The 16,839-nt window shown below is 38.9% G+C and carries 9 protein-coding genes; all 9 read left to right on the top strand.

Going from position 1 to position 16,839, the window contains the following annotated elements:
- Positions 1-494: 494 nt before the first annotated feature.
- The 9 genes from AAC073_RS00120 (at position 495) to AAC073_RS00080 (ending at position 16,835) form a co-directional block, all read left to right on the top strand.
- Complete coding sequence (locus AAC073_RS00120) at positions 495-3,563, top strand: TonB-dependent receptor (protein ID WP_339921790.1); 3,069 nt, start codon at positions 495-497, stop codon at positions 3,561-3,563.
- A 12-nt stretch (positions 3,564-3,575) separates the two neighbouring features.
- The gene (locus AAC073_RS00115) at positions 3,576-5,213 is read left to right on the top strand and encodes a RagB/SusD family nutrient uptake outer membrane protein (RefSeq protein ID WP_339921789.1); all 1,638 of its coding nucleotides are present in this window, start codon (positions 3,576-3,578) and stop codon (positions 5,211-5,213) included.
- A gap of 144 nt (positions 5,214-5,357) precedes the next feature.
- Positions 5,358-6,821 carry an alkaline phosphatase D family protein gene (locus AAC073_RS00110; protein ID WP_339921787.1) on the top strand — a complete coding sequence of 488 codons (1,464 nt, stop codon included), beginning with the start codon at positions 5,358-5,360 and terminating at the stop codon, positions 6,819-6,821.
- A 45-nt stretch (positions 6,822-6,866) separates the two neighbouring features.
- Positions 6,867-7,466 (top strand): RNA polymerase sigma-70 factor, encoded by a 600-nt coding sequence (locus AAC073_RS00105; RefSeq protein WP_339921785.1) that lies wholly within the window; start codon positions 6,867-6,869, stop codon positions 7,464-7,466.
- 111 nt (positions 7,467-7,577) lie between these two features.
- Positions 7,578-8,564 (top strand): FecR domain-containing protein, encoded by a 987-nt coding sequence (locus tag AAC073_RS00100; protein ID WP_339921784.1) that lies wholly within the window; start codon positions 7,578-7,580, stop codon positions 8,562-8,564.
- 102 nt (positions 8,565-8,666) lie between these two features.
- Positions 8,667-12,029, top strand: coding sequence for a TonB-dependent receptor (locus AAC073_RS00095; protein WP_339921783.1), 3,363 nt, complete (start codon positions 8,667-8,669; stop codon positions 12,027-12,029).
- Between the two features lie 18 nt (positions 12,030-12,047).
- Complete coding sequence (locus AAC073_RS00090; protein WP_339921782.1) at positions 12,048-13,631, top strand: RagB/SusD family nutrient uptake outer membrane protein; 1,584 nt, start codon at positions 12,048-12,050, stop codon at positions 13,629-13,631.
- Positions 13,632-13,916: 285 nt separating this feature from the next.
- Positions 13,917-15,350 carry a sulfatase-like hydrolase/transferase gene (locus AAC073_RS00085; protein ID WP_339921781.1) on the top strand — a complete coding sequence of 478 codons (1,434 nt, stop codon included), beginning with the start codon at positions 13,917-13,919 and terminating at the stop codon, positions 15,348-15,350.
- 9 nt (positions 15,351-15,359) lie between these two features.
- Positions 15,360-16,835, top strand: a complete 1,476-nt coding sequence (locus tag AAC073_RS00080) for a sulfatase (protein ID WP_339921780.1) — start codon at positions 15,360-15,362, stop codon at positions 16,833-16,835.
- The last annotated feature ends 4 nt before the right edge of the window (positions 16,836-16,839 follow it).

Below are 16,839 nucleotides of genomic sequence, written 5' to 3'. Positions count from 1 at the left end.
TATCTGATTTTTTGGGTGGTTAAAAAGGCTGTTATTGTGTTTAAACCCGAAACATGCAATAGAAAACCTAATAAGGGCTGATCCATTGTGGCGGGCAGAATGTGTCACATCGTTATTGTTTTAAATTTAATCATAGCATCGCTATGCCGAAATCTTCTAACAACCTGATTTCTTGCGATTATATCACTTCCCCTAAATACGGGACAGGCTTTAAGAATCGTATAACATAATCGGGGTTAAAGGAATTAATAACTTCTTAGTTTTAAAATAGTCTGTCCCTTTTTAACCATTTTATTTTGCCATTCATATTCTTAGAGGAATAAGAATTATAGATATTTTTATATATTGTCACGCTAAAAAAAATGGATGGCCAGCTAAAGTAAATTTTCATAATTGGATTTTCATTTTCAGGTCTCTGTTCCAGCTAATTAATGGACAATTAATTAGCTGGTAGTAAATAAATCATCAATGCAATAACCTTAATCAATAAACCCATGAAAAAAAAGTTTACTAACTATCAGCTTGTTTGGCTGCTGGTATTTTCTGTATTCACATTAAGCACTCAGTTGCAGGTGAGTGCTCATACAGTTAAATCTTCTGTCAACCAACCTTTGGATTTTGAGGTGTTCGATTCCAATATTCTACACTTTGTTCCAATCAATGGAACGGTGGTGGATCAGAATAATTTACCCATTCCTGGGGCCACAGTTATCGTTGTGGGCACCACCACAGGTTCAGTTACGGATATTGATGGCAAATTCAATATCGATGCTACTGCAGGGCAGGTTATAAAGGTTTCCTTTATTGGTTTTCAGTCTGCTGAAGTAGTGGTAGGTAACCAAACCACTTTAAATTTAACTTTGCAGGAAGATACTTCTTCACTTGAAGAAGTAGTAGTCGTTGGGTATGGTACCCAGCGTAAAAGTGATTTGACAGGGGCCATTTCTTCTGTAACCAGTGAAGATCTCAAAGAAACGCCAGCGGGCAATTTTTTGGAGCAGTCACAAGGCAGGTTAGCAGGTGTTGATATCGTCAGAGCCAATGGCTCTCCCGGATCACCAGTACAAATCAGAATTCGCGGAAATCGATCCATAAACGCAAGTAATGAGCCTCTTTATGTTATTGATGGAATACCTACTAATGCAAACATCAATGATTTTAATCCCAATGATATAGAATCAATGGAGGTGTTAAAGGACGCGAGCTCAGTAGCCATTTATGGTTCAAGGGGAGCAAATGGAGTTGTTTTAATTACTACCAAACGAGGAAAGACAGGAAAAGCTGTAATTAGCTATGATGGATACTATGGTGTTAAGCAACCGATAGAATACCTAAACCTCATGGATGGAAATGCCTTTGCTGCCTATTCAAGGATCGCAAGGGGGCATGATGGAAATGATTCTTCTTTTGATAATAATTTTCTTGCCCCATTGGAAATTGAAAACCTTCAGGCAGGTAGATTCACCAATTGGATGGACTTAGCCATACAGACCGGTAGCCAGCAAGACCACCAAGTGTCCGTAAGTGGGGGAACTGATAAAATCAATTATTATGTTTCAGGTTCTTTTTTTAAAGAGGATGGTTACATCCCAGGTACTGATTTTGAAAGAACTGCCATTAGGGTAAACCTAGAATCCAAGCTTACAGAAAAACTAAAAATGGGTTTAAGTGCCACGGTAAGCTTAAGTGAAAGAAATCAAATGTCAAGTGCTCCTTTTTCAAATTCTTTAGGATATTCACCTTTGGTAGGGCCCTATGGTGAGGAAGGTAATTTCCTTGCTTTTCCAAACCCTAGGGAAGGCTTGCTTTCCAATCCTTTGCTTAACTACCAACCCTATCAGTATATTGATGAGACAAGAGGACATCGAATTTTTGCCAATCTTTATGCCGAATATCAATTCAATGAAAATTTGAAACTCAGGGTAAATTATGGACCAGACTTTAACTTATCGAGAAGAGGAACTTATGGTGGGATGTTGGATGGCAATATTAATCAAGGGGCTATCAACAACCAAATGGATTTTGCTTATACTCAGGAAAATATCCTTTCTTATGATAAAATATTTGGTAAACATGCCCTCAACCTTGTGGGACTGTTTTCAGTACAGTCAAGCAGGTTTGAAAACTCCTCACTTTCAGGTCAGGACATTCCTATAGAGAAATCATTGTTTTATGATTTGGGAAGTTCTTCTACAATCACTGGTATAGGAAGTTCTCTAGGTGAATGGGGACTTACCTCTTATATGGGAAGGGCCAATTATCGTTATGATGATAAATTTTTATTTACGCTTACAGGTAGAGCAGATGGCTCCTCAAGATTAGCAGAAGGGAACAAATGGGCATTTTTCCCCGCATTTTCTGCAGGCTACATATTGTCTGAGGAAGAGTTAATGCAAAACTCTAAAATATCTTTCTTAAAGGTTAGAGGTGGATATGGTGAAGTGGGGAATACAGCCATTGATGCCTACCAGACTTTAGGTGGCCTAAGTAGGACGACTTATATTTTTGGGTCGACAGCAGCTTTCGGATATGCTAATAGTCTGATCCCTAACCCAGATTTGAAATGGGAGATTTCAAAAACCATGAATTTAGGTCTTGATTATGGTTTGTTTGATGATCGTATCAATGGTAGTTTGGAATACTACATTACCAATACGAGTAATTTATTGCTGAACAGGTTATTGCCCATTACCTCTGGCTATAATTCTGTACTGCAAAATATAGGAAGTACAAGGAATTCAGGTTGGGAATTGTCAGTGAATGCAAATATTATCAATCAGCCTACGGGGCTTAAATGGGATGTGAACATGAATGTGTTTTCTAATAAAGAACAAATCACAGAGCTATTTGATGGAGAAAGTGATGATGTGGGTAACAACTGGTTTATAGGTAAGCCAATTAATGTATTTTATAGCTTTGAACAAGGAGGCATCTGGCAAAGCAACGAAGCAGACTTGGCTGCAGACTATGGACAGCAACCAGGAGATATCCGTATCAATGATGTGAATGGTAGAGGAACTGATGGCGAACTAAACAAGCAACCTGATGGGAATATCAATTCGGACGACAGAAAAGTTTTGGGATCTACTGTTCCGAGTTGGTCAGGTGGATTGACAAATAGATTCAGCTTTAAAGGATTTGACTTATCGGTATTGGTTCATGCGCGCATGGGACAGATGCTAAACAGCAGCTACCACAACCTTGGAGGAAACAATTGGCAAGGCAGGTACAATGCCATTACCATGGATTACTGGAAAGAAGATAATCCCACAAATGCAATCCCAAAACCCAATGCAGGAGAGGCTCCCCTGTATTCTGATGCGGTCCGCTATTTTGATGGATCTTACATAAAAATCAGAAACATAGCTTTGGGATATAATATTAATGCAGGATTGATTCAGAAGTTAGGCTTAACATCTGCCAGAATCTACTCTACTGTCAATAATGCTTTTATCTTTTCTCCCTATACTACAGTGGATCCTGAAACATCAAATGGCAGTGTCGGTGGCGGAAGTCCGCTTACTACTGCTTCTTATATTTTTGGAATTAATTTGAAATTTTAACCTGTCGATAACATGAAATACTACACTATATTTATTTGTTTCGTCCTGGGCCTTGTATTAAATGCATGTAGCGAAATTTTAACAGAAGACCCGGTGAGTTTGGCCACATCTGATGGCTATTATACCACAGAAAGAGGAATTGAGGATGGCCTTAAAGCATCTTATACTACCCTTAGAGATTTTTATGGGCAGCAGAATGGCTTTTTTCTTACCGTCACTGGAACGGATATTTTCACCAATGGCTTTGGAGGGATTGCGAATAATCCTGATATCAACAATTATTCATCAAATTTTCTAGGTACCAATTCTACGGTAACCAACATTTGGAATGCACTTTATGTGGGCGTAAACCAATGCAATACTGTAGTGAGTAAAATACCAGATGTCATAGGGATTTCCGAAACGCGAAGAAAGGAAGTAGAAGCTGAAGCAAGGTTTCTACGTGCCCTCTACTATTTTCACCTAGTGCAGCAATGGGGTGATGTTCACTTTTCACTAGAAGAAACCAAAGGAGTGGAAACAGAAGCAAACAAGACTCCTGCAGCTACCATATACAGCAATGGAATACTTCCTGATTTGGAATTTGCGGTTGCCAATTTGCCTACAAGTTCCCAAGATGCCGGGAGGGCATTTAAAGGGGTTGCGGAAGCCATTCTTGCCAGGGTGCATTTGACATTAGGTAATTGGGAAGCGGCAGAAAACCTCGCGGAAGTAGTGATCAATAATTATGATTTTGAACTGGTTACTCCTTATGCCGACCTTTGGGACATTAACAATGACAGCAATAAGGAATTTATATGGACAGTGCAATTTACCGATGACCCACTGTTGAATGGGCCGGGAAATTCAGGTCACCTTTACTTCATATTTGACTATACTTTCAACCCTGCAATGGTGAGAGATACAGAAAATGGAAGGCCTTTTCAGCGGTTTTTGCCAACAAATTACTTGTTTAGCCTCTATGATAGAGAGGTAGATGCACGTTGGAATGGTTCTTTCAAAACAGTGTGGTATGCAAATATAGCTGGTGAAATAAATGGACAGCAAGTCAACCCCGGAGATACTGCCATACATATTGTCATGGAACCTATAGCAGATGAAGTGAAACAAGCTGCTCCTTACTGGATCATTGATTATAAAGGGAATTGGATCGGCGATGTAAATGCTTACCAGGAAATCGGCACCAATCAACGCCGAAACTATCCATCTCTCTTAAAATTTTTGGATCCCTTACGCCCAAGTACGAATGAAACGGCAGGACGTCGGGATTTCCCAGTAGTGAGGCTTGCTGAAATGTATTTGATAGCCAGTGAAGCAGCATGGCGCCAAGGAGATGCCGATGGAGCAGCCACTTATATGAATGTTTTGAGATCACGAGCTGCTATTCCTGGAAAGGAAGCGCAAATGCAGGTGAACGCATCGGATATTGATTTGGACTTTATTTTGGAAGAAAGGGCCAGGGAATTGGTAGGTGAAAAGCATCGCTGGTATGATCTTAAAAGAACTGGTACGCTATTGGAAAGGGTCAAACAATACAACTTGGATGCAAGTCCAAACATAAAGGAAATGCACATGGTGAGGCCCATACCCCAAACTCAAATAGATAGGGCGAGTAACCCTGCAGAGTTCAAACAAAATCCTGGGTACTAAAAATATGAAGCATAAAATAGCCTCCTGATTTATATTGGAGGCTATTTTTTTTAAAATTTAGGCTAAATTTAGCTCGGATTAATCATAAGGATTTGTAGTGCGGAATCTAGGAAAACCTAAATCTTTACCCAAAATAAAATCAAGATGAACTTAAATAACAGGAGAAAATTTTTTAAGAAGGTAATTGCAGGGCTAGTATCCTTTTCGATAGCCCCAAAGATTGCCTCTGAGGCTTCTACTTTGGAAATAAAAAAGAGGGCTGAGGTTCCCTATTTTACAAATGGCTTTAAGATAGCGGAGGTAGATTCGAACACAACCATGCTTTGGACAAGACTTTGTTCTCAAGCAGAACCAAATCCCGTTAGACATGAGCGTATTGACAAAGTGTTCAGGCACCCTATTGATTTTGATGAAAATCAGGAGGTAAATAAAATGGATGGAGCTGTAGGTGGAGCCGAGGGCATGGTTCGGGCATTGGTGAAGGATGAGCGAGGAGGAACAGTTTTCACGTCTGACTGGGAAGAGACGCTACCTGCAAATGATTATACTGCTAAAATTCCAATCAAGGACCTTAAATCAGGTCATGCGTATCAAATCATTTTGGAAGCAAAAAAAAGGGGTTCAAATGAGGTGAATATTGAAAAAGGTTCTTTCTCTACCGCACCTGGTAAAAATGACAAAGTTCCCGTTGTGTTGACCACTTCTACTTGTCAGTATTTTTGGAGTTTTGATGAGAAGACAAGGGGTTTTCATACCTATGACAGTATGGCTAAACTGAAGCCGGACTTTTTTGTGCATACAGGTGATTATATCTACTATGACAAACCAGGGCCTTTGGCGAAAAACTTTGAAAAAGCACGTCATAAATGGCATGCGATGAATGGCTGGCCTTCCTTGCGTGATTTCTTTAAAAATGTTCCCATTTATATGATAAAAGACGATCACGATCTATTAAAAGACGATGCCTATAGGGGCAAAGGGCCTTATGGGGATTTAACTTTTCAGGATGGTGTAAAGCTTTGGTATGAGAATGTTCCCATAGAAGACAAACCCTACCGAACAGTTAGATGGGGAAAAGACCTTCAATTCTGGATGGTGGAAGGAAGAGAGTACAGGTCGCCTAATGACATGGAGGATGGCAATGAAAAGAGCATTTGGGGCAAGGAGCAAATAGATTGGTTTACCAAATCTGTAGATGAATCTGATGCGACTTTCAAATTGCTGTTTACAGCAACCCCGGTAGTAGGGCCGGATAGGGATGGAAAGAAGGACAACCATGCCAATAGTAATTTTAAACATGAAGGCGCCTGGTTAAGGCGCTACTTGTCTGCAAAGAAAAACATGTTTGTGGTAAATGGAGACAGGCACTGGCAATACGTTTCCAAGGATTTAGAGACAGGATTAATGGAGTTTGGTTCTGGACCTGTAAGTGATTTCCACGTCCAAGGTTGGGATGCTGAAGACGTTCGCCCTGAACACCAATACCTCAATTTGATAGGTGGATTTTTGTCTATTGAGGTAGACAGGAAATTGGGTAAACCAAAAATCAGTTTCAAACATAGAGATGTTTATGGAAAGGAAATGCATGAGGAATCCTTTATTGGATAATTTTTTTAATTTTTACGCTATCATTTAAGTCAATTAAAATTCCATTTGAAGAAAAGAGTGAGGAAAAAATCTCAACATAATGAAACGGATTTAGTCTTGCTTTTAAAACAAGGTGACAAATTTGCTTTTGAGGAGTTGTACCATCGGTACATAGACAGAATGTTGGGTTTTGCCTCTTCCTTTCTATTAAATGCAGAAGAGGCAGAAGAGGTTGTACAAATAGTTTTTATAGGTGTTTGGGACAATAGAAAATCTTTTGACCCTGAAAAGTCTTTCTCAGCATATCTTTATAGGTCCATCAAAAATAGAATACTTAATCGGATAAGAGATCAAAAAAAAATGTGTGATCTTTCTAATATTTCGGATGAAAAATCTTTTGATGGGTTGGACATTGAAAGAGAAATTTGCCTGAAGGAAACAACACGTGAAGCGCTTGAAGTTGTTAGTAAAATGCCTAAAATTCGACAAAAAGTTTTTATTTTAAGTAAGATCGATGGCTTGTCTAATAAGGAAATCTCAGAAAAATTATCAATTTCTACCCGTACTGTTGAGCACCATATTTATAAGGCAAAAAAGTCTTTTAAGGTGAATAATTTTGATAACATTGTTTTATTTCTGCTTTTTATGAATGAAATTTTGTATTGATGATAACAGAACATTAAGATTTAATTTTTTCATAAAGTTTTTTTAACATTTTTTAATTGAAAAGCACGTGATTTCTACTTTGCCAGTGTATTATAAAAAAAGGCTAAAAAATTGGACAAAGAAAAATTAAGACGTTACCTAAATGGTTTATCTCCTAAAAAGGAAGAAATAGAGGTAGGTAAATGGCTTGAGAATAATAATTCTGAAAAGGAAATCAATAAGATATTTGAGGCATCTTGGAAAGAATCTGCACATACCATCTATTCTGATAATATTAAAAATGACCTCTGGAGTAAAATAGAACAGAAGACAGGTAATAAATCTGAAATTACAATTGACCGGAATAGGTATCCACTATTAAAATCTGCAGCAGTATGGTTGATATTGGCAGGTTTTCTATTTTTATCTGCAAAAGTAATTTTGGAAAATAGCTCCAAAACTCAGGAGGAAGTTGTTCTAACAGAATGGATCGAGAAATCTGTTCCTTCTGGTGAGAAGTTATATCTCATCCTTCCTGATGAAAGCAAAGTGTTAGTAAACAGTAATTCCAATATCAAATTTCCTTCTACATTCAATAAGCAATTCAGAGAGGTCTATTTGGAAGGAGAGGCATTTTTCGAAGTGCACCAGGATTTGGAAAGCCCTTTTATTGTTTTTGCAGGAGAATTAACTACGGAGGTATTGGGGACAAGCTTTAATATCAGCAACAAGCCAACAGGTACTAAAGTAGCTTTAATTGAAGGTAAGGTCAAGGTCAAAAATGCCACTAATGAGGCCTTCTTATTGCCGGGAGAAATGGTTGAACATGGGATAAATAATTCCGAGAAATTGACAGTAAAACCCTTTAAAAATGCCAGTGAAATTGCATGGAAAGACGGGCAAATAAAGTTTCAAAAGAAAAAGCTTAAAGCCGTTCTTCAGCAACTAGAGGATTGGTATGGGGTGAAATTTGATACAGATAAAAATATCAACATAGACAGGACTGTTTCGGGTACCTTTCAAAATGATAACCTTGATAATTTGCTTTCCGGTTTGGGCTTTACATTGAACTTCAATCACAAAATTGAGAATAAAAATGTCAGACTTAATTCAAATTAGCCTATGAGATAAATAATTACAGGATAAACCCTCCATCGCCAAATGTCCGGGTTTACCCTGTCCGTTCTTATAAAATTTTATCCTATAAAAACATACTAAAATATGAAAACAAAAATACTTCACCTAATTAAAATGGTATCACGTCATATCTTATATGGTTTGCTGTTGCAGGTGATCTTCCTAAGTACCTTACTTGCGAATGATACAAATGCACAAATTAAGCCAATAGATGAAACTTACCTCCAGGTTGACCAATCAGAATGGCAAATATTAAAAATTATCGATTTGGTTGAAAATCAGACTGAGTACAGGTTAGTTTTTGCAGATGATCAGCTGAACGCTGACAGCAAGATTGTTTTAAAGCCTGGCAGAAAGTCTGTCTATGAAATTCTCTATGAAATTTCAGCCAAAACAGCACTCAAATTTAAACAGGTAAACAATACCATCTATGTTGGTAAAATGCCTGAATCCAAAATTTCGCCTGAAGAAGAGGTAGAATTAATGGCTCCAATTAAGGGAGTGGTCAAAGATGTCAATGGAGCTCCCATACCGGGAGCCACTGTAGTTGTAGAAGGAACTACCGTAGGAACAGTGTCTGATCTAGATGGGAATTTTAGCATTGATGTTCCGGAAGGCAAAGCCCTTCTCATTAGTTTTATAGGTTATGAATCTCAGCGTATTGTACCCGGCTCACAGACCCAACTTTCCATCGTTTTGGAAGAAGATCAGACTTCTCTTGATGAAGTAGTAGTGGTAGGATATGGTGTTCAAGAGAAATTATCTGTTACCAACTCTTTGGCACAAGTAGACGGTGAAAAACTAGAAAGGAGACCGGTAGCCGATTTTCAACAATCCTTACAAGGACTTGCTCCGGGAGTTACTGTGGTAGATCAAGGTGGCAGACCGGGCAACAGTAATATTAATATCCGAATTCGGGGAATCACTACCCTTGGCAACAATAACCCCTTGATAATTGTAGATGGGATTGAGCAAAGGCTCAATGATATCAATCCGAATGATATCGCTTCTGTGACTGTACTAAAAGATGCTTCTTCTGCTGCAATCTATGGGTCAAGAGCGGCAAATGGCGTTATTTTGGTTACTACCAAGCGTGGTTCAGAAGGAAAAATTGCGGTGAGTTATGATGGGTACTTTGCCCTGCAGGAGGTAACCAACCGACCGGAACATATGGATTTAGAGAGCTATTTTTACCTAGAAAATGATGCTTATGCCAATGCCGGAAGAAGCATTCCTTATACGGATGAGTACATTGCCAATTATGTAGCCAATGCACCGAGTCCAGAGTATCCCCTTCCTTTTCCTTACTGGAGAAAAGACGAACTTGGCATGTTAAAAACAGCTCCACAGCAAAACCATACCCTCTCTGTAAGTGGTGGTGGAGAAGACTTTTCAGGTAGATTTAGTGTTAGGCACCAGGCAATTGATGGGGTAGCACCGAATTTTAGTGATAAACTGAATGAATTCAGAATGAATCTGGACCTTAAAGCTTCTGAAAAAATTAAGTTTTCAGGGGATTTGAATTACCGAACCAAAGAATCACTACAGCCCGCAGGTAGGTCTGTTGCTGGAAATGGGGAGTCATTGGTTTTTCAGTACATGTTACACGCAAGTAAATTTTCATGGCCTAAGTATGAATCAGGTGAATATGGCTTAGGGCCTCAAGTCAATAATCCGCTGTTATTTGCGGAATTAACAGGGGATAGCAGGACGATCAATGATTACTTAACGGGTAGTGTGAAATTTGAATATGAGATCTTACCAGGGTTAAATTTTTCTACCCAGTATGCAGTAAGAAACACCCATGTTCAAGTGAAAACTTTCTTAAATAAATACAGGAATGAGGATCCATTAACTGGAAGAGTTGCCCAGCGTGCTTTCAACAGCTTGAGGGAATACAGGTCCAATACTCGTGAAGGAACCTTAAACAGTCTTTTGACCTACAACAAGGTTTTGGATAATCATAAATTCACCGGATTACTGGGGTATTCCACCATTGAGCATGAGACCAATTACATTACAGGTTATCGACAAGAATTCTATAACAACGATGTACAGTCCTTGAGTCAAGGTTCAAATGAAAATCGAGATGCTACCGGAGTTGATAGTGAGTGGGGTTTAAGGTCCTATTTTGCCAGATTAAATTACAATTACAATGACCGGTATTTCTTTGAAGTTAATGCCAGATATGATGGTTCTTCCCGATTTAATAAAGACAACAGGTACAGTTTTTTCCCTTCTTTTTCTGCAGGCTGGAGACTTTCTGAAGAATCGTTTTGGTCTGAATGGAAAGATGTGATCAATGAATTTAAGTTAAGAGGATCGTATGGTGGGACAGGTAATCAAGCAGTAGGATTATATTCATTCTATGAAACCCTAAGTGCGATCAATTATTCTTTCAATGAATCTCCGGTACAAGGTTTTACCCAAACCAATTTAGCCAATCAAAATTTGACATGGGAAACTACCTACCAAACCAATGTAGGTTTTGACATGGGAATGTTAGAAGACAGGGTTTCTTTGACCTTCGACTATTATGATAAAACCACCGATGGAATATTGCTTCAGTTACCGATCCCTGCCTTAATTGGTTTAGGAGCACCGGTGCAGAATGCAGGAGTGGTAAATAACAGAGGCTATGAAATTGGGTTGAATTTCCGTGGTGGTAATAAATTAAGTTATGATCTTGGGCTCAATTTTAGTCAAAACAAAAATGAGGTAAAAGATCTCGTGAATTCCGGCCCCTATATTTCAGGAGGTACTACAGCTCCACGATTTATAATTCAAGAGGGAATGCCTATCAACTCTCACTGGGGTTATATTACAGATGGAGTATTTCAAACACAGGAAGAGGTAGATAATTATCCTACACTTAGACCCAATAGTGCTCCCGGAGATGTTAAGTATGTAGATGTAAATGAAGATGGAATTATCAATGAAAATGACCATCAATACCTGGGCTTATCTTTCCCTAAATTTGATTTTGGTATGAACGGTACTTTTACCTATGGTAATTTTGATTTGTTTTACCAATTTCAAGGAGCTGCAGGACATAAGACCAGACTAGATGGTGCTTTTCAGCAAATTGCTACTTATGAAACTTTTACCCATGCGATTTATACGGATAACTATTGGACACCGGAAAATCCAGATGCAGAGTTTCCAAGACCAATCAAAGGGGATCCTAGGAATTTTCAAACCTCAGATTCGCAGTTGATTGATGCTTCTTACCTAAGATTGAAGAATGTAGTTTTAGGATATACACTGCCTGAATCAATTTTAGAAAAAGTCTCAGTAAACAGTATTCGTGTTTTTCTTGGGGCTACCAATTTGTTGACTTTTTCTGAGTTAAATAGATGGGATTTGGATCCTGAGATACCTTCAGGAAGGGGACAGTATTACCCACAAGTAAGCATGTATTCCCTTGGAGCAAACGTTAGGTTTTAATATTTAATAGCTGAAAACATGAAAAATTTTATATATATATTGCTGTGCTTAACCATCTTTTCATTGGTGGCATGTCAAGAAGATTTATTAGAAACAATTCCAAACGATAGGATTTCAAAAGAGATCTTTTGGAAAACACTCGAAGATTTAGAATATGCATCAAATGCTGTTTATCCGGCACTAGATGGAACTAATATTTTCTATTATGATGGAATAACAGATCAATTGATGACCAACCATCCTTTCAATTCAAATACAGATGTACAAAGAGGATTTGGCACCATTGCTTCTGGTAAATTTTACTCCGAATGGCAAAATGCCTACCAAGGTATACGAAGAGCCAATGATTTTATGGACAATATAGACCTGGTGGAAGAAGATGACCAAGAAGCTATCAATAGGTATAAGGGCGAAGTAATGACACTCAGGGCATACATTTACCTTAAATTGATTATGTTGTATGGGGATGTTCCATTGATTACTTCGGGCATAGACATAGAAGAAGGGCGTACGATTACCAGGACACCAATTGCTGAGATTTGGGACTTTATAGAAGAAGAACTTACCCAGGCAGCAGATTGGTTGCCTTATGAAAACAATGGTAGGATAGGGAAAGGGGCAGCCTTGGCACTTAAAGCCAGAGCAATGCTTTATGCCGGGAAGTATAATGAAGCTGCACAAGCCGCCAAAGAAATTATGGATAGCGGCGTCTTTAGTTTATACCCTGACTATTTTAACCTGTTTCAGTATGAAGGAGAAAACAATTCTGAGGTTATTCTCGCTAGAGAATTTGCAGTGGATGTAAACGCACATAATATTTATTCGAGCGTAGCGCCATGGAGTCAAACTTCAGGAAGTAGTGGGAGTTTGTATGTACCCACCAAAGCCATCATTGATGCTTATCCAATGGCCAATGGATTGCCTATAGATGATCCGGAAAGTGGCTATGATCCATACAATCCTCATGAAAACAGAGACCCAAGGTTGGCTCAATCTGTATTCTTAACCGGAATTACTCCTTTGCCTGATGGTGGGACTTATGGAACAATTCCCGGCACAGATGGCTCTGATGCAGTTCAAATAACTGTCTATTCTACTGCTTCGGGTTTTAATGTGAGAAAGTATGTGGATGCTGCAGATTATAGTAATCCTTCAAACTCAGGTTTAAATATCATGTTAATTCGTTATGCAGAAGTATTACTGACTTATGCAGAGGCTAAAATAGAGCTGGGTGAGTTGGATGAAACCGTTTATGCTGCAATAAATGAGGTGAGACAAAGAGAAAGCGTTATGCTACCTTCAGTAACATCTGAACAAGCTTCAACTCAAGAAAGTTTGCGCTCCATTGTCAGAAATGAGCGCCAGATTGAGTTGGCATTTGAAGGATTCCGCTTATTTGATATTCGAAGATGGAAAATTGCTGAAGATGTGATGCCCGGTGTTCCCCTTGGGATGCAATATGGAGATGGTGATGGCAATTTGATTCAAATTTCACTGGATGGTTTTGATAGGTCCTTTGATCCTGAAAGGGATTATCTATGGCCTATTCCTAATAGAGAAAGAGAGTTGAATTCAGCATTGACTCAAAATACAGGTTGGTAATGATAGGCACTCCCAGTTTTTCTGGGAGTGCTTATTTCTTTTGGATAAAAATATAATATGGAAAATTTACTTTTGTGATTATTGAGTTATTAGCGAAAATACGCAAATTCTCATTAATAAATATTTACCATTGATAGCCTATAAAACCTGTCATGGTATAAAATAATTGCCTTAAATAGTTTACTCTTGTAGGCTTCAGGAATTTTGCCTAATATCAGTTACCAAAAAGAATAATTTGGTAATATCACTTAATTCCACCACTTGTTTTAATCACAATTATACCGAATGCAAAGACCTCATATTAAATTTAATAGTATTGTTTTAGTTCTATTAGGAGCTTGTTTTCTAAGTAGTATTTCTTCATATGGAAGACAAAGTCCCAATTCAACTTCTCCTCCAAATATCCTTATCATTACTGTAGACAATGTAGGCTATGGGGATTTTAGTTTCATGAATGAGGCTTCACCAATATTGACTCCTAATTTGAATAAATTAGCCAAACAAGGGGCTATTTTGACTGATTTCTATACCGGTTCTCCTACATGTACAGCCTCTAGAGCTAGTTTGCTTACCGGAAGAATACCCCAAAGAAATAAATTGGATTACCAGCTTGGAGGATTGGCAGGGAATTATGGGATAGGTCTTCCACAGACCGAAATTATTATCCCCAAAGTAGTTAAAAACAGTCCCTATGATTATCAAACTGGGGCATTTGGAAAATGGAACATTGGCTTTGCTCCAGGCTCAAGGCCAACTGAGAGAGGTTTTGATGAGTTTTTGGGAATTGCTTCCGGAAATGTAGACCACTTTTCCCATGTTTATGCCGGTAGACATGACCTTTACCACAATACTACTTCAATCAATAGGCATGGTGAATACAGTACAGACCTGTTTGCCAATGCTGCCATTGATTTTATTAATGAAAAAACGAACAAAAAGAAACCTTGGATGGTGTATCTCCCATTTGATGCACCACATCATCCGGGAGACAGAAACATAGCACCTGGGGAAGAGAATATATGGAAAGCCCCAGACTATGCTTTTAAGCCTTATGGCTTAAGCCCTGATGAGAAGGACCCCAAAAAGAGATTCAATGTCATTGTAACCGCTATTGATATGGCAGTTGGTAGGTTAATGGATTCATTGGACGAACTTGGAATTGCAGACAATACTTTTGTGTTTTTCTATTCTGACAATGGAGCTTTTTATCCTTATTTAGACATACAGTCCAATGCACCTTTGAGTGGAGCAGGAGTGACCCTTTGGGAAGGTGGAATTCGTGTGCCGGCTTTGGTAAGGTGGCCCGGTAAGGTTAAGGCCAATTCAACCATAAATACCCGACTTTGGTCTTTGGATTTGATGCAGGCGGCAGCTAATTTATCGGCAGCTGAATTACCGCAAGACAGGTATTACGACGGCAAAAACCCATTGCCAGTGTTGACAGGTAAGACTTCTCATTCTCCCCACGCCTCCATGTTTTTTAAATACAACGGGCAAGAGGCTTTAATTTGGGGTGACTATAAAATCCTAAGGGAAAGTAATTCTGAGCCTTGGAAATTATTTAACATCACTGAAGATATCTCAGAATCCAAGGACTTGGCAGAAACAAGACCTGATCTGGTTAAGAAACTAGAAGAACCATTTAAATTAACTGATGCGGAGATAAAGAGTGACTTAGAGAGAGAAAAAAGTAATCTGATGCACAATAATTTAAACTAGATCATTTTCATGAAAACCCCTTTTGTAACCTTATTATTCGCTTTTGGTATTTGTTTGATTGGCTTGCTTATGCCAATGACCTCCCTCGCGCAACAGGCAAAAAAACCAAACATTCTTTTTATTATTTCTGATGACCTTACGACAACGGCAGTTTCTTCCTATGAAAATTCAGCCGGTTATACCCCAAATATCGATCGGTTGGCAGAGGAGGGGACGAGGTTTACCAGGGCTTATTGTCAGTATCCGGTTTGTGGACCTTCGAGAGCCTCTATGATGTCTGGGTACTATCCTCACGCTACAGGTACATATGGGTACGTGAGTGGGAGAGAAAACATTGGGCCGGATAAAAAAATGTGGCCTCAACTGTTCAAAGAAAATGGTTGGTTTACGGCCAGGGTGAGCAAGATTTATCATATGGGCGTTCCCATAGACATCGAGAAAGGTTCCAATGGTACTGATGATGAAGCTTCCTGGAATGAAAGGTATAACAGTCAGGGTCCAGAATGGACAGCAGATGGGGAAGCAGAATTGGTACAAAACAATCCATTTGGATTACTACCAAGAAAAGGAGGGAATGTGATGACCATCGTGAAAGCAGATGGGGATGATTTGGTACATTCAGATGGTAAAACTGCAGCAAAAGCTTCTGCCATGATTCGGGCCCACAAAGGCGAGCCATTCTTTTTAGCCGTTGGATTGGTCAGACCACACGTGCCATTTGTTGCCCCAAAACCATATTTCGACAGGTTTCCCTATGAGCAAGTTGTTCTTCCGCCAAAAGTCAAAGGTGATTGGGATGATATTCCTGCTGGAGGAATAAATTATGTTACTACGCTCAATGCAAAAATGACAGAAGAACAGCAGAAGAAAGCCATAGCAGCTTATTACGCTTCTGTTAGCTATATGGATGCACAGGTGGGAAAAATTCTTAACACCTTAAAGGAAGAAGGGCTTGAAGACAATACCATTGTAATTTTCACTTCTGATCATGGTTTCCACTTGGGTGAACATGATTTTTGGATGAAAGTGAGCTTGAAAGAAGAATCTGTAAGGGTGCCATTGATCGTTAAAATTCCCGGACAAAAACCACAGGTTGCGAATGGCTTTGTGGAGCTGATAGATTTGTATCCTACTATTGCTGAATTGGCAGGTTTGCAGGTAAAAGACGCCATTCAGGGGATTAGTTTTGTGCCAACATTAAAAAATCCTACAATAAAAACCAGAGACATGGCTTTTTCAGTTAATACATGGAGAGGAAATCATGCCTTTCTCCTAAGGAATGAAAAATGGGCTTTTACGCTATATGGTGAAGATGGCGCTGCTGGTATAGAGTTGTTTGACATGGAGCATGATCCGAAACAGTTTAATAACCTGGCCACCTTCCCAGCCTACCAAGAGACTGTTTCTCAGTTAAAGGAGGAGGTTCAAAAGAAATTAGTAGCTATTCGGAACAATGATTTACCGAGAAAAAATGAGACACCTTAAACAT

Origin of the sequence: uncultured Cyclobacterium sp., assembly GCF_963977555.1 — a bacterium.
In the GTDB taxonomy this organism is placed as follows: domain Bacteria; phylum Bacteroidota; class Bacteroidia; order Cytophagales; family Cyclobacteriaceae; genus Cyclobacterium.
This window is presented reverse-complemented; position numbering and strand designations above follow the sequence as displayed.

Bases quoted from the DNA above. Each gene is read 5' to 3' on its own strand.
- AAC073_RS00090 (WP_339921782.1), top strand. From the start codon at position 12,048: ATGAAAAATTTTATATATATATTGCTGTGCTTAACCATCTTTTCATTG.
- AAC073_RS00110 (WP_339921787.1), top strand. From the start codon at position 5,358: ATGAACTTAAATAACAGGAGAAAATTTTTTAAGAAGGTAATTGCAGGG.
- AAC073_RS00095 (WP_339921783.1), top strand. From the start codon at position 8,667: ATGAAAACAAAAATACTTCACCTAATTAAAATGGTATCACGTCATATC.
- AAC073_RS00115 (WP_339921789.1), top strand. From the start codon at position 3,576: ATGAAATACTACACTATATTTATTTGTTTCGTCCTGGGCCTTGTATTA.
- AAC073_RS00120 (WP_339921790.1), top strand. From the start codon at position 495: ATGAAAAAAAAGTTTACTAACTATCAGCTTGTTTGGCTGCTGGTATTT.
- AAC073_RS00080 (WP_339921780.1), top strand. From the start codon at position 15,360: ATGAAAACCCCTTTTGTAACCTTATTATTCGCTTTTGGTATTTGTTTG.
- AAC073_RS00085 (WP_339921781.1), top strand. From the start codon at position 13,917: ATGCAAAGACCTCATATTAAATTTAATAGTATTGTTTTAGTTCTATTA.